The following is a 21,823-nucleotide window of genomic DNA, read 5'->3' on the forward strand; positions in this document are numbered from 1 at the left end:
CCCCTTTTCAGGTCGCAGTTGGCTTAATTCGCCGTCCAGTCACGCACGGGAGTAAAGCCCGCGTCAGCCAGCTTGCCCATATAGGCGGCCAGCATCTCTGTGCCTGCTTCACCCCGTTCGTTGAGGTTGGTAGCCCATTCCTGAGCGACGTTAGGCATGGCGTTGGCCCATGCAGCACGGTCCTCGGCGGACACTTCAACGATCGTACCACCTTGTTCCTCATAGGCGGCACGGGACGCTTCTGCCCGATCCATCGCGATGCCAGCAACGTGGTCGCGATATTCGATGGCGACCGCTTGCAGCGCTTCTTTGACCGCGTCAGGCAACTTGGCCCAATAGTCCGCATTCACTGTAATTGTTTTGGAGTTCACAGCGCCCAGATCGACGCGCAGCATATAGGGGGCCACTTCGGCGATTTTGAAAGTCTTGGCAGCTTCGGGCCACAGCATCGCGCAGTCCACAAGACCGGTTTGTACCATGTTGTAGAAGTCGGTCAGACCGCCCCGGACACCGGCGGCATCCTTGATCCCTTCAAGGTAACGCAGGTTCAGACCGGCGCCTGCGATCTTTTTACCTTCGAGATCAGAGACCGAGGATACCTCGGAAGAGCAGAACACCTGATAGGTATCCAGAACCACGCCTGTCGCGAGATAGACTTGGTTTTGCGCTGCGAATTCGTTGTTCATCGCAGGAAATTCGCGGGCAATTTCATCAACCGCCTTGGCAACCGCACGGGCATCTGTGGCCACAAACGGGGTCGAGCCGGAGATACCTTGGCTGGGCAGCTTGGAAGAGTGGAAAATCGTGGTCACGATGCCGATATCGCCAAGACCCAGCTGCACGCCTTCCAGCACGCCTTTGGGTTTGACGATGGAGCCGCCGTAGTTTTCCTGCCAGTTCATCTTGTAAGCGCCGGTCTCTGCCAACCGCTTGTCTACTTCAGGGATAAAGAAGTTTGTGAACTCCTTGACCCAAAGCGCGCGATCCGGATAACCGTCGATCACTACCGCTGAAACGGTTTCTTGCGCAGCGACGGGCAGTGCCGTCATTGCCGCAAGTGTGGCCCCCATCAGGGTGTTTTTTGTCCAGTTGATCATGTCTTCTCCTCACAAAGAATGAGGCGGGTGCCTCGTTGGTCTTGATTAGGGTGTTTTCACCCAGTTAACGGTCAGATCTGTTCCCGCCGCCTCGAACAGTTTCGCGATGGCGCAATACTTGGATGTCTGCTGACCTACGGTGTCCAGATCGGCCTGACTTGCCGATGTCGTACAATTGACTGTCAGGGTGATGGCCGGGAATGGCACGTCGATCTCTTCTTCCATCAGAACGCCGCGGCGGTCGAATTTCGCGTTTGCATCGATTGTGACATCGCCCAGATCTATGCCCAGCCGCTTGGCGTTCTTGTGGCCGATCACGTTTGTACAAGCGATCAGTGCTGTCATGGCCGTCTCTGTCGGGGAAGGACCCAGATTAGTGCCGCCCCGCTCAACTGGTTCGTCAATCACGACGTTCAGGTCGCGCACCGGAATCTCGGTCCTGGCGTGGGTAGGACAAGCGGCAGTCGCCCGATAAGTGACCACAGTTTTCATTTTCACAGCCATAGTAATCTCCCTCAGGCGTATGCGCAGACTTGGTCAAACTCAAAGCGCGGCAGCTTTTGGAACAGCGCTGTTTCGTCGGCGTATCCAATGTTGCATAAAAAATTCGATTTGAGGTTGGTGCCCGCAAAAAATTCTTCGTCCACAATGGCGTTGGAAAAACCGGACATCGCCCCAACGTCCAGCCCGACCGCTCGTGCGGCGATCATGAAATATGCGCCCTGCAGGGTTCCATTTCGGTATGCCGTATCGGCCACATAGTCGTCCTTGCCATCAAACAGGTGGCGACGGTCTTCATGCGGAAACAGTTCGGGCAGATGGTGCCAGAAATCCATATCGTACGCGATGATTGCAGTGACTGGCGCGCCCATCATCTTGGCAACGTTCGCTGGCTTAAGCGATTTGGCCAACCGATCTTTGCCCTCGGGCGACTTCACAAAAACAAAACGCGCAGGCAGCGTATTCATCGAAGTGGCGCCGTTGATCGTGATCTCGAATATCTCTTCAAGCAACCCGTCCGGGATCGGTTTGTCGGTCCATTTATAGTGAGAACGGGCATCGCGCAGGATCAGATCAATTGCATCGTCAGAGAGGCGACCAATCCGAGCCCGAAGGTCGCGATGGTTTTCCTGAGCCTTGGCGCGCAGTGCGGCTAATTCGGTGCCTGTAGGCGCGTTCATTCTGCCGCTACCCCGCGGGCAAAGTCAGCCTCGTCCAAGATAGGGTTCGAACAAATTCCGATCCCTTCGATTTCAATGTCGACGACTTCTCCCGGAACCAGCCAGCGCGGGTTTGGTTTTTTGGCGTGTCCCACGCCGGGAGGAGTGCCAAGGGCGATGTGATCGCCGGGTTCGAGGGTGGTGTATTCAGAAATCGTGGCAATGGTCTTGGCCGCGGACCAGATCATGTTGCCTGTATTGGAGGATTGCAAAATCTCAGTCCCCACGCGGCTTTCGATTTTAAGGCCGCTTGCACCGGCAGGCAGGTCATCCGGAGTGACAACAAACGGGCCGATTGCGCCTGTCTGGTCAAAGTTCTTGCCCGGGGTCCATTGATGCGTTTTTCGTTGATAGTCGCGCACCGATCCGTCGTTGAAAACGGTGTAGCCAAAGACGTGATCAAGCGCGTCTTCTTCCGAGATATGGCGTCCGCCTTTGCCGATGATCAGCATCAACTCAGCCTCATAGTCCAGCTGAATTGAGCAGGCGGGGCGCACCAAGGGACTGCCCGCGGCCATGATCGAGTTCTTTCCACGCATGAACAGAGCAGGGTAGTCTGGGATTTCATACCCGCCTTCTTTGATGTGGTCGGTATAGTTGAGGCCAAGGCAAATGATCGTGCCTGGCTGCGCAACGGGCAGGACAGGGGTAATCGACGACACCGGTACCGACGGCCCGCTAGCCATTTTGGCTGTCACTGATTCCGCCAACGCCGGATCGTTGATGAGGCCCATCAAGTCGGTGCCGACAGATGCGTCCAACGCCGTTAAATTAATGGCTTTTTCGCCCTCAACACCATAGACAGCTGGCCCGTGTGCCGTTGTCCCAACCATATATTTCATTGCAGCACATCCTTGTCAGTTTGGATTTTTTTGCCTACAATCACATCAATTGTCAATGAATATCGATATTTTTTGATGCAACGGAGAATCAGCGATGAAATGGTCCGACTATAAACAACAGGCAAAAGCGCGCGGTGCGCTGGCGCTGGAGCTCTATGTGGCGCAAAGCGTTCCAGCCAAAGGCCCTGAAGACGTGAAGGCCGCATTGCCTGCGCATCTGGAGTATCAAGCCGGGCTTGAGGCCAAGGGCGCGCTGGCATTTGCCGGGCCCATGTCAGACGAAACGGGCGAAGATATGCAAGGCATGGGCCTGATCATTTATAGGGCCGACAGCCTTGAGGCCGCCCGCGCGCTGGCTGCGGCAGACCCTATGCATCAAAGCGGCGCACGCACGTTCATACTGCGTCGCTGGATGATTAATGAAGGGTCGGTTTCGCTGAACGTGGGGCTTTCGACCAAAAGCGTCGTCTTGTCGTAGACAATAAAGGGAGCCGGCCACATGAACGTGATGCAAAACGCTGAAGGCAAAGAAAGCTCAGCCACACGATCAGCCTACGTCTCTTTGCGCGAGATGATCCTTACGGGCAAATTGGCAGCGGGCGAAAAGCTCAAGATCGAACAGTTGCGCACGATGCTGGACACTGGCGCGTCGCCAGTGCGCGAGGCACTTAGCTTGCTGACGTCGGACATGTTGGTTGAACGTCTGGATCAGCGCGGGTTTCGTGCGGCACCTGCTAACCTCGCGAACTTTCAGGAAATCCTCGGACTGCGCTGCGCGCTTGAGGATATGGCGTTGCGCAAGTCCATCGCGCGGGCAAATTCCGAATGGGAAGAGCAGCTTGTTTTGGTGCACCACCGGATGAAACGTGCAGGTAGTCAGAACGATATTCCGGTCTTCGAAGCAGCGCACAAAGCATTTCATATGGCGTTGTTGAGCAATGCGGATTCACCGATCCTCATCCGCTATTGTGGTCAGCTTTACGATCTAAATATCCGGTATCGGTATCTTGCTGCGGCTGGCACGGACTATCGCAAGAGAGATGTCGGCGCCGAGCATGACGAGATCCTGGATGCGGCTGTGCGCGGCGATGCCGACGAGGCATCGAGTGCGTTGATCAACCATTATCGTCTCACTGGTGAGTACCTGACAGTACCATTGAGCGAGCTATAAACTCTGTGAGATAGGCAAATGCGCCGACATTTAACGATGTTTGTATACAGGCAGGAGACAGCCGATGCAGCGTAATCGATTCTTGGGCGATATCTTGTCCACCTTATTTGAGCGTCGGGACACGTCCCTCAAAGCGGATGACACACGCGACATCTATGCGCTGTGCCGAGCCTTGTTGTCGGAAGAGGGGGAGGTTTCTGGCCAAAAGCTCGCTGCAGGCATTCTGGAACGCTACCGTGCGTTGACAGATGAGGGGAAAGAGGCCTTTTTCCAGATGCTAAATGATGCGCTGGACATTGACGCACAGGCCTTGGCGAACCTTGCTCTGCACTATGCGGATGCGCCCAGTGTTGATGTTTTCAAACACCTGTCACGCGCTGCCGAACCCAAACGCCAAGAGCTATTGCGCCGTTTGAACCAAACACCGGGTGCGACGGCTGACCTTGTGGGAATGCGCACCGATCTGCTGCGAGTGTTGAAGAACGCACCCGATCTGGAACGCACGAACCTAGACTTTGTTCATTTGCTGCGCAGTTGGTTCAATCGTGGTTTTTTGGTTCTAAAGCAAATCAACTGGGACACCCCAGCCCGCATCCTTGACAAAATCGTCGCCTATGAGGCCGTACACCAAATCAGCGATTTGGACGATTTGCGTCGTAGGTTGTACCCGCCTGATCGTCGTTGCTTTGCATTCTTTCACCCGGCCATGCCGGACGAACCGCTCATCTTTGTCGAAGTTGCGCTAAGCGCGGACATCCCCACATCAATCGATGCTGTTCTGTCTGAAACTCGCGAACCACTCGAGGCGCACGAGGCCAAAGTCGCGGTGTTTTATTCCATTTCAAACTGCCAGAAAGGGTTGGCTGGCATCAGTTTCGGCAACCTGCTGATCAAACAGGTCGTCGCCGAACTGGCGCTTGAGTTTCCTCAACTCACCCATTTTGTGACTTTGTCGCCCATTCCGGGCCTGACCCGCTGGCTGAAAAACCAATTAGATGACCCGGATTGCGCCGATGTGGCCAAGGCTATGCTGGAAGGGGACGCGCCGTCTGAAGACGTGCAGGCTCTGGCCGCCCGATACCTTGTCCATGCCAAGCGCGAAGACGGCTTGCCTATCGATCCTGTGGCCCGATTCCACATGGGTAATGGGGCCGAAATCCATGACATACATGCCGGAGCAGACAGTTCAGACGCGGGCTTGGCACAGTCGGGTGGGGCAATGGTGAACTATCTTTATGACCTCTCTCAAACCGAGCGTAATCACGAGAACTTTGCCCTCAATGCTGGCGTCGCGGCGTCCAAGGCCGTAACCTCAATGGCTTCTGCCCCGTTTTCAACAAGACCCAAGGAACTCTCATCGTGACCAATACCCTTTACGATGCACTGATTGCACCACATGCCAACAACCCGACTCCTTTCCTTGATCTTGATGACGGGTCGCGCTGGTCCTATGCCGACTTTGTTGGACGGGTTGCACAATTGGCCCACGTACTGAGCGGCGCTGGGGTCGCAGTAGGTGACCGAGTGGTGGTGCAGGCACCAAAATGCGCAGACGCGATTGCGCTCTATGGAGCTGCCGTACAGGTGGGCGCGATCTATTTGCCGCTCAACACGGCCTACACCCAAAGCGAAGTGCGCTATTTTGTTGATGATGCCGCACCGTCTCTGGTGGTGTGTGCCCCATCCAGCGTGACCGCAATGACGGAGATTTGTGCAAGTTCGAACGCCCGGGTTATGACTCTTGCGGCAGATGGTACGGGCACACTGAGCCGTGCCGCGGATGATCATCCCAAGACATTTGAGACGGCGGTGCGCGGTCCTGATGATCTGGCCGCGCTGCTTTATACGTCGGGCACTACGGGGCGTTCGAAAGGCGCGATGCTCAGCCACAAGAACCTGCTGTCCAACGCGGTGTCTCTGACCGATCTGTGGCAGATCACTGACCAAGACCGTTTGATCCATGCGCTGCCGATCTTCCACACCCACGGGCTGTTTGTCGCCATGAACACCGCTCTATTGGCTGGCGCTCAGGTGCGGTTCATGCAGGCGTTCAACGTGGATGCAGTGATCGAAGAGCTGCCTAAATCCACGATGCTCATGGGTGTGCCGACGTTTTACACCCGCTTGTTGGATGATGACCGCCTCACCCGCGATCAGGTGGCAAACATGCGACTGTTCATTTCCGGCTCGGCTCCTTTGCTTGCAGAAACGCACACGGCCTTTGAGCAGCGTACAGGCCATCGTATCCTTGAGCGTTATGGGATGACTGAAACGAACATGATCACTTCGAACCCTTATGAGGGTGAACGTGTGGCAGGCACGGTAGGCTACCCGCTGCCGGGTACCGAAGTGGTGCTGACCAATGATGGTGCGCCTGTTCAGGCCGGAGAGGTCGGCATGATCGAGGTGCGCGGAGACAATGTGTTTCAGGGCTATTGGAACATGCCTGAAAAGACGGCCGAAGAGCTGCGCGACAGCGGTTTCTTTATAACCGGCGACCTGGGTGTCGCTTCTCAAGATGGACGGATCAGCATCGTCGGTCGCCAAAAGGATCTGATCATCTCGGGCGGTTACAACATCTACCCCAAAGAGATTGAGGACGTGATCAACGATGTCGATGGCGTGGTCGAAAGCGCCGTCTTTGGCATCGCTCACCCGGACTTTGGGGAGAGCGTTCTTGCGGCTGTGGTGCTGGAAAGCGCCAGCTCAACCGATCTGGATATCGCGGCAAAGGTCGAACCGCTCCTTGCACGCTTCAAGCACCCAAGACGGTACATCGCGATGGATGCTTTGCCGCGTAACACGATGGGCAAAGTGCAAAAGAACGTACTGCGTGAAACCTATGGCAGTTGAAAGGGCGCAGCCTTGGTGACTGCGCCCCTTTGACGTTTATCCGATGATGGCGTTCAGCGTCGGTGACGGACGCATGATCGCCGCCGTCTTTGCCGGATCGGTGCGGTAGTATCCGCCCAAATCTGCCGCCGGGCCTTGGGCCGCTGTCAATTCGGCCAAGATCGCCTCTTCACCTGATTGCAGGGCCTCGGCGATGGGAGCGAAATGTGCGGCCAGTTCAGCGTCGTCACCTTGAGCAGCCAGGGCCTCTGCCCAGTAGCGCGCGAACCAATAGTGGCTGTCGCGATTGTCCGGCTCACCCACTTTGCGCGAGGGTGAACGGCCGTGATCGAGAATGCCTTGAGTGGCCGCATCGACCGCAGCACCCAACACGCGCGCTTTTTCATTGCCTTTAGTGTCGGCCAAAAAGGTGAGGCTTTCACCCAGCGCGCAGAATTCGCCCAGACTGTCCCAGCGCAGGTGGTTTTGTTCGACCAACTGCTGAACGTGCTTTGGAGCCGACCCGCCTGCACCAGTTTCAAACAGGCCGCCGCCATTCATCAACTTGACGATGGACAGCATCTTGGCCGACGTTGCGAGTTCCAGAATGGGGAACAGATCAGTCAGGTAGTCGCGCAGCACGTTGCCAGTGATCGCGATGGCATTTTCACCCTTTGTGATTGTCTCGAACGAGGCGCGTGTCGCTTCGCGTGGCGCCATGATTTCAAACTTGTCCGCTACGCCCTTGGCCTCAAGGATGGGTTTCACATAGGTGATCAGTTGCGAGTCGTGTGCACGGTTCGCATCAAGCCAGAAGATCGCGCGGCACCCTTCGGCACGCTGGCGATCAATGGCGAGGCTCACCCAATCCTCAATCGGTGCCTTGCGGGTTGAGGCCGAGCGCCAGATGTCACCTGCTTCAACGGTGTGCTGGTGCAAGACAGTGCCGTCGGCGAGGACCATCTTGACCGTGCCCGCTTCTGGTATCTCGAAAGTGGTCGGATGCGAGCCGTACTCTTCGGCTTTTTGTGCCATCAGACCGATGTTCTGTACGGTTCCAGCCGTGGCCGGGTTCATCTTGCCGTTCTCTTTGAAGAACTTGATCGTTTCATCATAAACGGACGCATAGGAGTTGTCGGGGATGACGCAGTTGGCATCCGCCTCTTTCCCGTCAGGACCCCAGCCCTTGCCGCCTGCGCGGATCAGCGCGGGCATGGACGCGTCGATGATAACGTCAGACGAGACATGCAGGTTGGTGAGCCTTTTGTCGGAATCCACCATGTACATCGGCGGGCGGGCGGCCATGCAGGCATCGATATCCGCCATAATGTCGGCATTGCCTTCAACACGCGCCAGCAGATCGCCAAGACCGGAGTTCGGGTTCACGCCAAGGTCGTCCATTGCGGCCCCGTGCTTTTCGAACACCGGAGCAAGGAATGCTTTGACAGCGTGACCAAACAGGATCGGGTCGGACACTTTCATCATTGTCGCCTTGAGGTGCAGAGAGAACAGTGTGCCGTCTGCTTTGGTTTCTTCGATTTGCTCCGCGAGGAAGGTTTTGAGCGCGGCAGCGCTCATAAATGTCGCGTCAACGACGGTGCCTGCTGGATAGTCGATGCCGTCCTTTAAAACCGTCTCGCCGGACGCTGTTTGCAGCACGATCTTGGCTGTCGTCGCCGCAGGCAGCGTCGCGGAAACTTCGTTGGAAAAGAAATCGCCGCCACTCATCGAGGACACTTTGGTTTTGCTGTCCGCCGACCAGTCGCCCATGCGGTGTGGGTTCTTTTGGGCAAAGCTTTTGACGGCCTTGGCCGCGCGTCGGTCCGAGTTCCCTTCACGCAGCACGGGGTTCACAGCAGATCCCTTGATGGTGTCATACTTGGCTCGAATGGCTTTTTCTTCTGCCGTCTCTGGGGCGTCAGGATAGTCGGGCAGGGCGTAGCCCTGTGACTGCAATTCAGTGATTGCGCCTACCAGTTGCGGCACAGAGGCCGAGATGTTGGGAAGCTTGATGACATTCGCTTCAGGCGTCTTCACCAGTTGTCCCAATTCGGCGAGGTCGTCGGATTGACGCTGTGCCTCTGTCAGGCTTTCTGGGAACGTGGCGAGGATGCGGCCTGCAAGGCTGATGTCCTTGGTGCCGACGGACACACCCGCTGCGGCTGCAAATTTTTGAATGATTGGAAGAAAGGATCCAGACGCGAGTTCCGGTGCTTCGTCCACTTTGGTGTACATGATATCGGACATGGCGGCCTCCTGAGGGTCAAAGTTGCGGCCTCGTTACCCGATGACGTCACGCTCGTCTACAGTATACCGCTGCATACCGAGGTGCGCCAATGTCGCACCTCACCTTTGGAGTGTGGCTGTTTTCCTAGTCCAGACCCTTGACCGCGATTTGTGCATCGGCGGGTGGCGCAATGACCTTTTGCACGAGACCGGGCCCATTGTGGTCATGTCGAATTGCGCTTCGCCGGAGTGGACGAGTGCCATGTTCTGCATGGGGCCAACAGTCACTTCGCCACTGCCTGAAATACCAAGCTGCCCGTCCAAGAGGGTGGCCCAGTCCGAACCGCACGCAAAATAGATCCCGCCCTGAGACGCGATGCCAACTGTAAAGCTGTCTGGCCATCTCGTGCGATCGACATGTCCGTCCGCCTGCGCAGCCGAGGCGCAGATTGTAGCGGTCGCCACAAGGGCTGTCATTTTGGTAAAAAGCGTCGTTCGGTGTCTTCCTCCCTGAAAATGTATTACTTGGCACTTATGCGGGGAGATTTTGGCTTGTATTCAATCTCTTGTGCCAGCCAGTGCCACTGTTGAAGGTGCGCCGGGTTCTCAAGGAGCAAAGCCAGTTTGATGCACGATGATCTGAGTTCTGGTGCGCGTCACGTCCATCCCGGTGCGTCATTGATCGCAGAAAGCGACTATCGCATGCGGACGCCATTTGAACTGATGGGATTGGGGCTGACGGATGGATGACTGGATATTATGGCTGTATTGAGCCACTTCAGTATCAACTTGCCTTTCAACAGAAGAATTCCGCTCGAAAGATCAAAATGAGAATCCACAAAATCGCAGCGATCCCGGCAGATGGTATTGGCCCGGAGGTCATTGACGCTGGGACCCAAGTGCTCGATGCACTGAGTGACCACCTTGACACTTTGTCATTCGACATCACGCATTTTGATTGGGGGTCGGACCATTACAAGGCGCACGGTGTGATGATGCCGGAGGATGGACTGGATCAACTAAAGTCATTTGATGCCATTTACTTTGGGGCTGTTGGTGCGCCCGATGTGCCTGACCACATCACCCTTTGGGGCCTGCGCCTGCCAATTTGTCAGGGGTTTGACCAATACGCCAATGTGCGTCCGACACGGATCATTCCCGGTGTGAACACGCCCCTGAAAGACGTTGGCGTCGGCGATCTGGACTGGGTGATTGTGCGTGAAAATTCCGAGGGGGAGTACTCCGGAAATGGGGGGCGCATCCACAGGGGATTGCCTGAGGAGGTAGGGACCGAAGTTTCTATTTTTACCCGCGTCGGCGTGACACGGATTATGCGATTTGCGTTTGCACTGGCCCAGTCCCGCCCTCGTAAGCTGCTGACTGTAGTGACGAAATCCAATGCCCAACGTTTCGGAATGGTGATGTGGGATGAAATCGCCGCCGAGGTGGCGCCTGAGTTTCCAGACGTGACATGGGACAAGATGCTGGTGGATGCGATGACAGTGCGTATGACGCTGGATCCGCAAAGCCTGGACACCATTGTCGCCACAAATCTTCATGCCGACATCCTGTCTGACCTTGCCGGGGCACTGGCCGGCAGTCTTGGCGTGGCCCCGACCGCCAATATTGATCCCGAGGGCCGTTTTCCTTCTATGTTTGAGCCCATTCACGGATCGGCCTTTGACATCGCCGGCAAGGGGATCGCCAACCCGGTCGCGACGTTCTGGACGGCGGCGCAAATGCTCGACCATCTGGGCGAGGGCACGGCGAGCGCGCATTTGATGGCGGCCGTTGATCGGGTCTGCGCAGCGGGGATTTTGACGCCGGATGTGGGTGGAACGGCCACTACGCAAGAGGTCACGGACGCGGTGGTCGAAGCAATCCGTGGGCGCAATTCACTGGGTTGATTGGATCTTGTGGTCAAAGCACAGTCGCCTCACCAAACCGGAGTGAGACTTATGCGCGATCTGATTAGTCTGGATCTCTATCCTCTGGATAATCCGGACAGCGGTGGTTTTCAGAACCTCGTCGAAACATGTAGGGCGGCTCTGGCCAAGGACGGATTGTTCAACTTGCCGGGTTTTGTGCGGCAGGTGGCATTGGAACAGGCGGTGCGCGAGCTTGTCCCGCTGTTTGAAAACCACGCCTTCGTGCATGCCCGCCGGCACAATATCTATTTCCGCAAAAATGTTGAGGATTTGGACGCGGCACACCCGGCGCTGCAGGAGTTTGAGACCACCAATCGCACAGTATGCGCAGACCAGATGGAGCAAGCGGTGGTGATCCAGCTTTATGAATGGCCCCCCTTTGCAGACTTCCTTGCCAAAGTGATGGGCAAGGATCGGCTGTTTACCATGGCAGACTCGCTCGCCCGGGTGAATGCGATGTCTTATGGGGATGGTGAGGCGCTGAATTGGCACTTTGATCGATCAGAATTCACCACAACTCTGCTGCTGCAAGCCCCCGAGCATGGTGGGGATTTCGAATATGATCAGGACTTGCGCACTGACGTGGACCCCAACTACGGCGGTGTCGCCGACCTTCTTGAGGGGCGGCGGACCCCGACGAGGCTACAGTTGGAACCGGGCACGCTTAACGTTTTCAAAGGTAAGAACACTGCTCACCGGGTAACACCAACCAAAGGGCTGAGGCATCGAATGATTGCCGTCTTTTCCTATTTCGAAAGGCCGGGAGTGATGTTCTCAGACGAAGAACGTATCGGGTTTTACGGGCGTTCTGTTTAACCTGATTTTCGTTTTTTCGATGCGTTATCCGAGGAAGTTGTGCGGATGGCCCTTACACAGTTTCTTCCGTGTCTGTGTCTGTGTCTGTGTCTGTGTCGGCGCTTAGGCGTCCCAAAAGGTCGAGGAGTGTTTCAAAATCTTCATCGCCGATCTTGTTGCGGAAGCTTTTTGCGATTGTGGATGCCGCTTCAACACGAGACGCGATGATGGTCAAACCCGCCGGCGCAATAGCGATCAATTGGCGTCGGCGATCGTTGGGGTCACGGGTCTGCGTGATCAGCTCCTTGGCGTTCATCGTTGCGGCCATGCGCGTTAGGCTGGGGAATAAGAGACAGGCCCGTTCTGCCAGCGAATGCGAATCCATCTCGCCCTGTTCTGCAAGCACACGAAGAACCCGCCATTGCTGCTCGCTCAGCCCTGTTTCGGATAGCATATCGCGAATTGGAGCCATGACGCTTTCGCGTGCGCGCATCAAGGCAATCGGGAGCGAGCGGGTGGTGGGTGGCAGGCTGTTGGTCATCGGCTGGTCGCTCCTCTGCCGCAAGGTCCGAAGGAATTCGGTTGACTCATTCAAGTTCTATTTATTACTTAACTCAACAACAATTAACATGTTAATATAATATGCGAGACTGATGTTCGACACTCTCACCTCAGAAGGGCGAGCGATCATCTAGGGGGAGAGACCATGGGTTTGCTTGAAGACAACATCGCAAAACTGAGTGGCCACTTGGCGCGTTTTACCCAAACCGGCGTTCTCAACCGGATTGGCGGGCAAGATACCCAAGGGCACGGGGGCGTTTTTGAAACGGTCTCTCCCGTCGACAAAAGCACGATTTGCGAGGTCGCACACGGGACCGAAGTGGATATTGATGCAGCAGCGAAGGCGGCACATGACGCGTTTGCGGAATGGCGCGATATGCCAGCAACGGAGCGCCGCAAGATCCTGTACCGTGTTGCCGATGGGATTGAGGCCCGGGCCGAGGAAATCGCGCTGTGTGAATGCTGGGACACCGGCCAAGTCTACAAGTTTATGTCCAAGGCTGCCTTGCGCGGGGCTGAAAACTTTCGATATTTCGCAGATCAGGTGATCCAGGCGCGCGATGGTCAGCACCTTAAATCCCCAACGCTGATGAACGTCACAACGCGGGTTCCAATTGGACCAGTAGGCGTTATCACGCCGTGGAACACCCCCTTTATGTTGTCAACATGGAAGATTGCGCCTGCTCTGGCCGCAGGATGCACCGTTGTGCACAAACCTGCCGAGGCGTCCCCGATCACGGCGCGGTTGCTGGTCGAAATCGCAGAAGAGGCGGGGCTACCCGCCGGGGTTCTTAACACAGTAAACGGGTTCGGCGAAGGCGCCGGAAAAGCGCTGTGTGAGCACCCCAAGATCAAGGCGATCGCCTTTGTCGGAGAAAGCAGGACGGGCAGCCTGATCACCAAGCAAGGCGCAGATACGCTGAAGCGTAACCACCTCGAGTTGGGCGGCAAAAACCCGGTGATTGTCTTTGATGATGCTGATCTGGAACGTGCGCTGGATGCGGTGATTTTCATGATCTATTCGATCAATGGCGAGCGCTGCACATCGTCGTCTCGGCTGTTGGTTCAGGACACCATCCGGGACGCGTTTGAAGCCAATCTTGTGGAGCGGGTGAACAAGATCAAGGTCGGCCACCCGCTTGACCCGGCCAGTGAGATTGGCCCGCTGGTCACAGAAGAGCATTTCAACAAGGTCACCAGCTATTTTGAGATTGCACGGCAAGACGGGGCTACTGTTGCGGCAGGTGGCGAAACCATCGGCGATGCGGGTTACTTCGTCCGCCCGACCCTGTTCACGGGCGCGACCAACCATATGCGGATCGCACAAGAAGAGATATTTGGCCCGGTTCTGACTTCGATCCCGTTTTCGACCGAGGAAGAGGCATTGCAGATCGCAAACGACACTGCCTACGGGTTAACTGGTTATGTCTGGACCAACGACCTAACACGCGCCTTGCGGTTCACCGACAAGCTCGAAGCAGGCATGATATGGGTGAACTCCGAGAACGTGCGGCACCTGCCAACGCCCTTCGGCGGTGTCAAAGCATCTGGCATTGGTCGCGACGGAGGCAACTGGTCGTTTGAGTTTTACATGGAGCAAAAGCATATTGGCTTTGCCACTGGCCAACATAAAATTACCAAATTGGGAACAGGGTGATGGAAAGCCACGCCTGTTTCGCCAAAAGTGAAATCTCCCCAGGTACACACCGGTCAAGCGCCGTCGTGCCTGGTCAATAGGAGGCCCGCATGCCTGTCCCAGCCCCTAACCTTTTTCCGGACTTCAACACCATTCGGCTGAGCCACGCCTGTTTGAACGTCAAAGATTTGGCCGCATCCAAGATGTTTTACTGTGATATCCTCGGTCTTCAGGTGACGGATGAAAGCGACAGTCACATCTACCTTCGGGCCATGGAAGAACGAGGCCATCATTGCCTCATTCTGCAAAAGTCTGACACGCCCGGCACCGTGGAAGTCATGGGTTTCAAAACATTTGAAGAAGATGACCTTGACCGTGCCAAGACGTTTTTTGAAAGCAAGGGACGGCCAACCGAATGGGTGGAACGCCCGCATCAGGGCCGCACTCTGCTGACCTCAGACAATATGGGTATCCCACTCGAATTTTATCACAAGATGGACAGGCTGGCGCCCATCCACCAGAAATACGCTCTCTATCGCGGAGTGAAACCGCTGCGGATCGACCATTTCAATGTGTTCAGCCATGACGTGGACGCTTCTGTTGCGTTTTACTCCGAGTTCGGGTTTCGCGTGACCGAGTACACGGAAGACGACGAGAGTAAAAAACTGTGGGCCGCATGGATGCACCGCAAGGGCGGGGTGCATGACATGGCCTTTACCAATGGCACAGGGCCTCGGATGCACCACGTTGCGTTTTGGGTGCCAACACCGCTCAACATCATCGACCTGCTCGATCTGATGGCAACAACAGGATATGTCGACAGCATCGAGCGTGGCCCGGGACGCCACGGTATTTCGAACGCGTTCTTCTTGTATATTCTTGATCCCGACAGGCATCGCATCGAAATCTATTGTTCGGACTACCAGACCGTCGACCCGGATTTGGAGCCGATTAAATGGGACCTGAAGGATCCGCAAAGGCAGACACTTTGGGGGGCTGCCGCGCCGCGCAGCTGGTTTGAACATGGAACGACCTTTGTTGACGTTGAGCCAATTGAGAGCGACATGAAAGCCAGCCCGATCATTGCGCCATAGTGAGTTTTGAGATGGTCGAAATCACAGGCCAGCGCGCCATTGGGAAGGGTATCATATGAGATTTGGAACGTGGTCTGACAACGGACAGAGCGTCTACGGCGCCATCACCGATGCTGGCGGCATTGCGCTGAATGGTCAGGCGCCGCAGTGGCCCACGCTGCTGGATGCGGTGCGTGCAGGGGGGGGCGACACGCTCGAGGCTTTGGCTGCTGGCCAATCGGTCACGCACACTGACCTCACCTATGAAATGGTGCTGCCAAATGCGCCTCGCATCCTGTGCGTTGGTGTTAATTTCCCAGACCGCAACGCCGAGTATAAGGACGGTAGTGACCAGCCCAAATACATGTCTCTGTTTCCGCGTTTTGCCTCCGGATTTACCGGCCACAACCAGCCGCTTATCCGCCCGCCTGAAAGCCCACAATTGGACTACGAGGGTGAGGTTGCCATCGTGATCGGCAAAGGCGGGCGGCGTATTGCGCAAAGCGATGCATATGACCACATCGCGGCTCTGACCATCTGCAACGAAGGCACGATCCGCGACTGGGTGCGCCATGCTAAATTCAACGTGACTCAAGGTAAAAACTGGGACAAATCAGGCGCAATTGGCCCATGGCTGGTCCCATTCACTGACCCGACACAACTGGATGACTGTCGTATCATCACACGGGTCAACGGAGAAGTGCGGCAGGACGACGTGGTCTCTCGTATGATGCATCCGATCCGGCGGCAGATCGAATACATCTCGACTTTCATGACGCTGCAACCTGGTGACATCATCATTACAGGTACGCCCACAGGGTCGGGCGCACGCCTCGATCCGCCGAAGTATTTGGTGCCGGGTGATGTGGTTGAGGTTGAAGCAAGTACAATCGGAACACTGCGCAACACAATTGCGGACGAAGTTCTGTGACACCGCAAGATCATGCCCGCGCCGCCGCCGATTTGCTCAATGCAGAAAAGACCGGGCAACAGATCGACCTGCTGACACGCCGGCACCCCGAAATAGGTATGCAAGACGCCTATGAAATTCAGAATGCGATCTACAAAGCAAAGTTAGCCGAAGGTCGCAAAGTTGTTGGCTGGAAGATTGGGTTGACGTCAAAGGCTATGCAGTACGCCTTGAACATCGACATCCCGGACAGCGGTATCCTATTTGACGACATGGTGTTTGATCACGACAGCACAGTACCCAAAGGACGGTTCATTCAGCCGCGCATCGAGGCAGAGATCGCCTTTGTGATGAAAGACGCCATTGGCGGCGATGAAGTGACCAGAGCGGATGTGATCGCGGCAACTGAGTATGTCGCGCCATCAATCGAGATACTCGATACCCGAATTTTGCGCGTCGACCCCGAGACAGGAAAAACGCGCTCCGTTTTTGATACGATCAGCGACAATGCGGCGAATGCCGGGATCGTTCTCGGCCCGCAAAAGCATGCAGTGGACGCGTTTGATCTGCGATGGGTTGGAGCGATAACTTCCCGGGACGGCGAGGTCGAGGAAACCGGACTCGGTGCGGGCGTACTGAACGACCCTATTCAAAGCGTGGTCTGGTTGGCGCAACGCATGGCGCAATACGGGCAGAAGATTGAGCCGGGCAATGTCATTTTATCCGGCAGTTTCATTCGGCCCGTAGAGTGCCCAAGCGAGACACGTATTCACGCGGATTTCGGGCCGTTTGGTGGCGTCTCGATCGCTTTCGGCTGACAGGCCGTTTGGGGAATTCTTGGCCACAAAAGGACTAGAAATGGGCTAGGTGAGCTTACTGCTCTGGTTTCCAAATGCCCTGATCACAGCTCGAGCCGCTTTTTCGACGGGATCGATCGTTTCCTTAAGAATCGTAACACGGTCAAAACGATCCGGATCGCGATTGACAGCCTCGCGCATGGCGGCGCCAAAGGCCAAACGTAATTCAGTTCCAATGTTGAACTTGCAGATGGCAGTGTTGCGCGCCAGCTTCTGGCGCTGCTCGACGGGTACGCCTGATCCGCCGTGGATCACCAACGGCACATCCGTGACTGCCTCAATCGCAGCAATGCGAGCCTCATCGAGCCCGCCTTCTTTATGCTGCTGCAAATGAACGTTGCCGACAGAGATTGCCATCGCATCCACCCCGCTTTCGCGGGCAAAGATGGCGGCTTCTTCAGGGTCGGTTCCATTTGATCCCTCGCCTCCGGAATAGCCGACGAACCCGATTTCACCTTCACAGGAAATACCGGCGGCATGGGCCATTTCAGCAATAGCGGCAGTCTCATCGATGTTCTGTGTCAAAGGCTTGCGGGACCCGTCGAACATGAGAGACGTAAAACCGCTGTCCAACGCTTCCTTGCATTCATCAAACGTATACCCGTGGTCCAGATGCGCTACGACCGGGACCGAGGCGTGTTCCGCCAGATGCCGAAACATCTTGCCTAGGATCGGCAGTGGGGTGTGTTCGCGGCAGGATGGCCCGGCCTGAAGGATAACTGGGGCGTTCTCGGCCTCGGCAGCGGCCACATAGGCCCGCATGTCTTCCCAGCCCAGCGTGACCAGCCCGGCCACGGCATAACCATTTGTATAAGCGGGCTGCAAAACGTCCCTGAGGGTCACGAGTGTCATTGGTTTTCTCCTGCGCGTCCCGCGCCCGATCCGGCGTCTTGCGGGCTGATCAGAGTGCCGTTCGGGATCGGGTTATTTGAACTTCGCGATCATGTCCTTGATGCCCGGGATCGTTTCGATCTGATAGGCATGCGTCGGCTGAAAATATTGCACCAAACTGCGTTGGGTCAGGCCGCCGAGGATCGTGAAGTAGTACATCTCGTAACCCGGCAGCACCGCGCAGGGGTGATATCCATTGTCGATGCAAATCGTGGAGCCATCGACGATGTGGTACGCATCCCCGGATTTGCCATCCTCGCGCTGCAACATCTGCAGGCCCGATCCATGATTGGGTTTGAAGCGAAAGTTGTATGTTTCGTCATGGCGGGTTTCGTCGGGCAGACGGTTTGTGTCGTGCTTGTGCGAGGGGAACCCGGACCAGCCGCCTTGGCCGACGGTGAACAACTCACTCACCAAAAGCCGTCCCACTTTGTCATGCTGTTTCTGGCCCAAGATATGCTTGATCTTGCGGTGGGTTTTGGTGTCGTCCGAACCGTATTGCACGAGGTCATGCGAACGCACATCAAAAGGTTCGAGCACTTCGTCATAGCGCGCCCCGGCGATGAATGTTTCGCTGTTTTCCGATACACAAACGAGCGTCACTTTGGCCCCGACAGGGACGTAAACACCTTCTGGCTCACCGTCCCAAACATCTTCTCCACGGTTGCCAACAGCGTCGAACTTCACACCCTCAATCTCAACATCCAAACTGCCGGTGGCGGGGACAATGCAGGTCTCGTATCCGGGTACCTGGTATTCGAACGCTTCGCCCTTTTTCAGTTTGACGATGTTGAAATAGTTCAACGGCACCGTCGGGTTGTCGATATCGACGATGGGTTTGTTTTGGTTGTCAAACGGAGCGATATGCATGTTCGGTCCTTTCAGGCCTCGGTTGGGCCAGAGTGATTAGAGAGAAAGTCGTCCAGCTGTGCGGTTGTTGGCATTGCGGGGGCGCAACCGGGTTGGCTGACAACAATTGAGGCACAGGCAGAGCCGCGCAGCACTGCGTCGCGCAGAGAATGTCCGTCCGCGATGGAAGACAGCAACCCGGCCATAAAGCTGTCGCCAGCTCCATTGGGTTTCACGGCAGTCACGGGGTAGATCCCGGTTCGGATTTCTTGGCCATCTGCAAACGTTACGGCACCGCCTTCGCCCATTTTGTAAATCACCATTTTCCCTTTTGCCGCCAGTTCACGGGCCTTGTCCAACCCATGCTCGATCCCGCCAGCCATAAAGCCGAACTCTTCGTCATTGCCGACGATCAGATCGCTTTCATCACCGGCCCGAGACAGCACATCAGACGCCACATCGGCGGATGGCCAGCTGTAGGGGCGATAGTCGATGTCGAAAATCACTGGCAAACCGGCTTTGCGGGCGTTTTCAAAAGCGCGAAAGGTTGCGCTGCGCGATGGCTCGGAAGCAAAGACGGTGCCTGCAGTGATCAGGGCGCTGAACCGGGTGTAGTCGACGGCGTCCATATCGTCTTCGGTCACCTGAAAATCCACGGCACCATTGCGGTAGATCACGTTCTGAAAGTCTTCGATGCAGCTTTCATAAACCGCGAGCGACAAGCGGTATTCTCCGCCCAGAACCCGGATAAACGAAGTGTCCACGCCGTAGTGGGCCAACCGGTTGAGCGCAAACCGCCCGACGGCGTCGTCCGAGACCGAGGTGATCAGAGATGCGGCACTGCCCAGCTTGACCAGACCAGCGCAGATATTGGCGGAGGAACCGCCCAAATCAGCGCGAAACGTTTCGGCATGCTCGCTCTTGGTGCCTACGGGGTCCGCAAACATATCCATCCCGGCACGGCCAAAAACGGCGAAACGGTTGCCCTTGATCCCATCCAACAGCGCAGACATCAGACGCCCTTTCGCTGTTTGTCGCGGCTGGATTCCCAATCGACATGAGCCGCACGCACTTTAGCATTGTCGGTCACGTGAGGTGTACCAACCTCCCACCACGTATGGCCCTCGGTGGTCCAGCCCTCATAAGGATCGACTTTCATGACGATGACGTAGGTTTTGTCCGACGCCTTGGCGCGTTTGAATGCCTCGGCCAGTTCTGCAGGGTTGGCCACAGTTTCAGCAGCAGCCCCTTGCGATGCGGCATGGGCCTCAAAATCTACTCCAAACGCCTCGGGAACTGTCGGGGCATCTGCGATCAGATTGTTAAAGCTTTCGTTGCCGGTGTTGTTTTGCAACTTGTTGATGACGGCAAATCCGCCGTTGTCCAGCACAAGCAGGATCATCTTTTTCTGTGTCAGAACGGAGGAATAGATGTCCGAATTGAGCATCAGGTAAGAGCCATCGCCACAAAAGCTGATTGTGTCTTGCTGCGGTTCGCGTTCGGATTGCGCAATCCGCGCGCCCCATGCGCCCGCAATCTCGTAGCCCATGCAGGAAAACCCAAACTCAACGTCCACGGTTCCGATATCCAGCGTACGCCAGTTTGCGGTGACTTCGGCGGGCAAACCACCCGCGGCAGCGACAACACGATCACGTCCATCGCACATCGCGTTCACCACACCGATCGCTTGCGCGTAGGAGTTGGGCCGGTTGTCACCGTAGGACACATTGTCGGCCACGTAGGCATCCCATTTCTTGCGCTCGTCCTGCGCCGTGGCAACCCAGTCAGAAGAACCTTTGTGGTCGCTCAATTCAGTATCCAACGCTGCAAGAGACAGCTTGGCGTCGCCAACCACCGGCAAAGACATGTGCTTGCCCGCGTCATGGCGCGCTGCGTTGATCGAGATGAAACGCGCGTCCTTGGCAAAGGCGGTCCATGACCCGGTGGTAAAGTCTTGCAACCGCGTACCAACGGCAAGGATCACATCGGCTTGTTCGGCGATGGTATTTGCGCTGTCAGACCCGGTCACGCCAATGGGGCCTATGTTAAGCGGGTGGTCGTTCAGCATATTGGCACGGCCCGCGATCGTTTCCACGACCGGGATCTGATGGTCTTCTGCGAAACGGGTCAGCTCCGTCACTGCGCGCGAATACTGCACCCCGCCACCCGCGATGATCATTGGGCGTTTTGCAGATTTTAACAGGGCCGTTGCGTCCGCGATCTCGTTCGCATCGGGTGTCTGGCGGCGAATGCGATGGACTTTCTTTTCAAAGAAAACTTCGGGGTAGTCGTAGGTCCAGCCCTGCACGTCTTGGGGCAGGCCAAGGAAAGCAGGCCCACAATCTGCGGGGTCGATCATCGTGGTAATGGCGGCAGGCAAAGACTGAATGATCTGAGCGGGATGAGTGATCCGATCCCAATAGCGCGTGATTGGTTTGAACGCATCATTGGCGCCAAAGGTCGGGTCGTTGAAATTTTCCATCTGCTGCAAGACAGGGTCAGGTAACCGTGTCAGGAACGTATCACCGCACAGCATCAGCATCGGCAAACGGTTCGCGTGCGCCAATGCAGATGCCGTCACAAGGTTCAGCGTGCCCGGCCCAGCGCTTGCCGTGCAGAACATGAAGCGCTGGCGCAACCACTGTTTGGAATAAGCGGCCGCTGCGAACCCCATGCTTTGTTCATTCTGTCCGCGATACAAAGGCAGCTCGTCGCGATGATCATAAAGCGCCTCGCCCAGACAGGTGACATTTCCGTGGCCAAAGATCCCAAAACCCCCACCACACAACCGCCATTCGGTCCCGTCTATTTCTATGTACTGGTTGGCCAGCCAACGAATGATCGCCTGGGCCGTGGTCAGTTTTACGGTCTTGTCAGCCACTTGGTCGCTCCCCCCAGAATGCGCTGATTTTGCGCAACGCGAATTGTCGCTTGC

Annotated in this window: 21 protein-coding genes; 11 read left to right on the forward strand and 10 right to left on the reverse strand. The window is 56.2% G+C overall.

Features of this window, described 5'->3' with window-relative positions; genetic code table 11:
* Positions 1-23 precede the first annotated feature (23 nt).
* The 4 genes from ABJD00_RS05470 to ABJD00_RS05485 are packed head-to-tail and all read right to left on the reverse strand — an operon-like array spanning position 24 to position 3,159.
* Entirely contained in the window at positions 24-1,097 is a 1,074-nt protein-coding gene (locus tag ABJD00_RS05470) for a C4-dicarboxylate TRAP transporter substrate-binding protein (RefSeq protein WP_413835462.1), read from the reverse strand.
* Positions 1,098-1,142: 45 nt separating this feature from the next.
* On the reverse strand, positions 1,143-1,601 hold the full coding sequence (locus ABJD00_RS05475; RefSeq protein ID WP_413835459.1) for an OsmC family protein: 459 nt from the start codon (positions 1,599-1,601) through the stop codon (positions 1,143-1,145).
* 11 nt (positions 1,602-1,612) lie between these two features.
* Positions 1,613-2,278: a malonic semialdehyde reductase gene (locus ABJD00_RS05480; protein ID WP_413835457.1), complete on the reverse strand. Its 666-nt coding sequence runs from the start codon at positions 2,276-2,278 to the stop codon at positions 1,613-1,615.
* Positions 2,275-3,159 (reverse strand): fumarylacetoacetate hydrolase family protein, encoded by an 885-nt coding sequence (locus ABJD00_RS05485; RefSeq protein ID WP_413835454.1) that lies wholly within the window; start codon positions 3,157-3,159, stop codon positions 2,275-2,277. The genes ABJD00_RS05480 and ABJD00_RS05485 overlap by 4 nt, the downstream gene beginning before the upstream one ends.
* A gap of 94 nt (positions 3,160-3,253) precedes the next feature.
* Here ABJD00_RS05485 and ABJD00_RS05490 point away from each other — a divergent pair, with 94 nt between their 5' ends.
* From ABJD00_RS05490 to ABJD00_RS05505, 4 genes are all read left to right on the forward strand, one after another.
* Positions 3,254-3,637, forward strand: a complete 384-nt coding sequence (locus ABJD00_RS05490) for a YciI family protein (RefSeq protein ID WP_413835451.1) — start codon at positions 3,254-3,256, stop codon at positions 3,635-3,637.
* A 21-nt stretch (positions 3,638-3,658) separates the two neighbouring features.
* A complete protein-coding gene (locus ABJD00_RS05495; protein WP_413835449.1) occupies positions 3,659-4,330 on the forward strand; it encodes a GntR family transcriptional regulator in 672 nt (223 codons plus the stop codon).
* Between the two features lie 64 nt (positions 4,331-4,394).
* On the forward strand, positions 4,395-5,693 hold the full coding sequence (locus tag ABJD00_RS05500) for a malonyl-CoA decarboxylase (RefSeq protein WP_413835447.1): 1,299 nt from the start codon (positions 4,395-4,397) through the stop codon (positions 5,691-5,693).
* Positions 5,690-7,183, forward strand: a complete 1,494-nt coding sequence (locus ABJD00_RS05505; RefSeq protein WP_413835444.1) for a malonate--CoA ligase — start codon at positions 5,690-5,692, stop codon at positions 7,181-7,183. The genes ABJD00_RS05500 and ABJD00_RS05505 overlap by 4 nt, the downstream gene beginning before the upstream one ends.
* Positions 7,184-7,219: 36 nt before the next feature.
* On the opposite strand, the gene ABJD00_RS05510 is transcribed toward ABJD00_RS05505, so the two are convergent.
* Positions 7,220-9,409 carry an NADP-dependent isocitrate dehydrogenase gene (locus ABJD00_RS05510; protein ID WP_413835442.1) on the reverse strand — a complete coding sequence of 730 codons (2,190 nt, stop codon included), beginning with the start codon at positions 9,407-9,409 and terminating at the stop codon, positions 7,220-7,222.
* A gap of 606 nt (positions 9,410-10,015) precedes the next feature.
* Between ABJD00_RS05510 and ABJD00_RS05515 the strand changes: the two genes are divergently transcribed.
* The 3 genes from ABJD00_RS05515 to ABJD00_RS05525 all read left to right on the forward strand — a co-directional run bounded on the left by ABJD00_RS05515 (position 10,016) and on the right by ABJD00_RS05525 (position 12,132).
* The gene (locus ABJD00_RS05515) at positions 10,016-10,138 is read left to right on the forward strand and encodes a hypothetical protein (RefSeq protein ID WP_413853715.1); all 123 of its coding nucleotides are present in this window, start codon (positions 10,016-10,018) and stop codon (positions 10,136-10,138) included.
* A 71-nt stretch (positions 10,139-10,209) separates the two neighbouring features.
* The gene (locus tag ABJD00_RS05520; protein WP_413835669.1) at positions 10,210-11,295 is read left to right on the forward strand and encodes a tartrate dehydrogenase; all 1,086 of its coding nucleotides are present in this window, start codon (positions 10,210-10,212) and stop codon (positions 11,293-11,295) included.
* Between the two features lie 51 nt (positions 11,296-11,346).
* Positions 11,347-12,132 (forward strand): 2OG-Fe(II) oxygenase, encoded by a 786-nt coding sequence (locus ABJD00_RS05525; protein ID WP_413835437.1) that lies wholly within the window; start codon positions 11,347-11,349, stop codon positions 12,130-12,132.
* Positions 12,133-12,184: 52 nt separating this feature from the next.
* Here the strand turns inward: ABJD00_RS05525 and hpaR are convergent, their stop codons facing one another.
* Positions 12,185-12,652, reverse strand: coding sequence for a homoprotocatechuate degradation operon regulator HpaR (gene hpaR, locus ABJD00_RS05530; protein ID WP_413835435.1), 468 nt, complete (start codon positions 12,650-12,652; stop codon positions 12,185-12,187).
* 165 nt (positions 12,653-12,817) lie between these two features.
* On the opposite strand from hpaR, the gene hpaE reads away from it, so the two are divergent.
* The 4 genes from hpaE to hpaH all read left to right on the forward strand — a co-directional run bounded on the left by hpaE (position 12,818) and on the right by hpaH (position 17,109).
* Entirely contained in the window at positions 12,818-14,329 is a 1,512-nt protein-coding gene (hpaE, locus tag ABJD00_RS05535) for a 5-carboxymethyl-2-hydroxymuconate semialdehyde dehydrogenase (protein WP_413835433.1), read from the forward strand.
* Positions 14,330-14,418: 89 nt separating this feature from the next.
* Entirely contained in the window at positions 14,419-15,402 is a 984-nt protein-coding gene (gene hpaD / locus ABJD00_RS05540; RefSeq protein ID WP_413835430.1) for a 3,4-dihydroxyphenylacetate 2,3-dioxygenase, read from the forward strand.
* 55 nt (positions 15,403-15,457) lie between these two features.
* On the forward strand, positions 15,458-16,312 hold the full coding sequence (locus tag ABJD00_RS05545) for a fumarylacetoacetate hydrolase family protein (protein ID WP_413835428.1): 855 nt from the start codon (positions 15,458-15,460) through the stop codon (positions 16,310-16,312).
* Complete coding sequence (gene hpaH, locus ABJD00_RS05550; RefSeq protein ID WP_413835425.1) at positions 16,309-17,109, forward strand: 2-oxo-hept-4-ene-1,7-dioate hydratase; 801 nt, start codon at positions 16,309-16,311, stop codon at positions 17,107-17,109. Before ABJD00_RS05545 ends, hpaH begins: the two co-directional genes overlap by 4 nt.
* 45 nt (positions 17,110-17,154) lie before the next feature.
* Here hpaH and ABJD00_RS05555 read toward each other — a convergent pair whose 3' ends face one another.
* The 4 genes from ABJD00_RS05555 to iolD form a co-directional block, all read right to left on the reverse strand.
* Positions 17,155-18,000 carry a class II fructose-bisphosphate aldolase gene (locus tag ABJD00_RS05555; protein WP_413835423.1) on the reverse strand — a complete coding sequence of 282 codons (846 nt, stop codon included), beginning with the start codon at positions 17,998-18,000 and terminating at the stop codon, positions 17,155-17,157.
* A 72-nt stretch (positions 18,001-18,072) separates the two neighbouring features.
* Complete coding sequence (locus tag ABJD00_RS05560) at positions 18,073-18,909, reverse strand: 5-deoxy-glucuronate isomerase (protein WP_413835421.1); 837 nt, start codon at positions 18,907-18,909, stop codon at positions 18,073-18,075.
* An 11-nt stretch (positions 18,910-18,920) separates the two neighbouring features.
* Entirely contained in the window at positions 18,921-19,901 is a 981-nt protein-coding gene (locus ABJD00_RS05565) for a PfkB family carbohydrate kinase (protein ID WP_413835419.1), read from the reverse strand.
* Complete coding sequence (gene iolD / locus ABJD00_RS05570; RefSeq protein ID WP_413835416.1) at positions 19,901-21,769, reverse strand: 3D-(3,5/4)-trihydroxycyclohexane-1,2-dione acylhydrolase (decyclizing); 1,869 nt, start codon at positions 21,767-21,769, stop codon at positions 19,901-19,903. The genes ABJD00_RS05565 and iolD overlap by 1 nt, the downstream gene beginning before the upstream one ends.
* Positions 21,770-21,823 lie beyond the last annotated feature (54 nt).

Source organism: Tateyamaria sp. (assembly GCF_039945315.1).
Lineage (GTDB): Bacteria > Pseudomonadota > Alphaproteobacteria > Rhodobacterales > Rhodobacteraceae > Tateyamaria.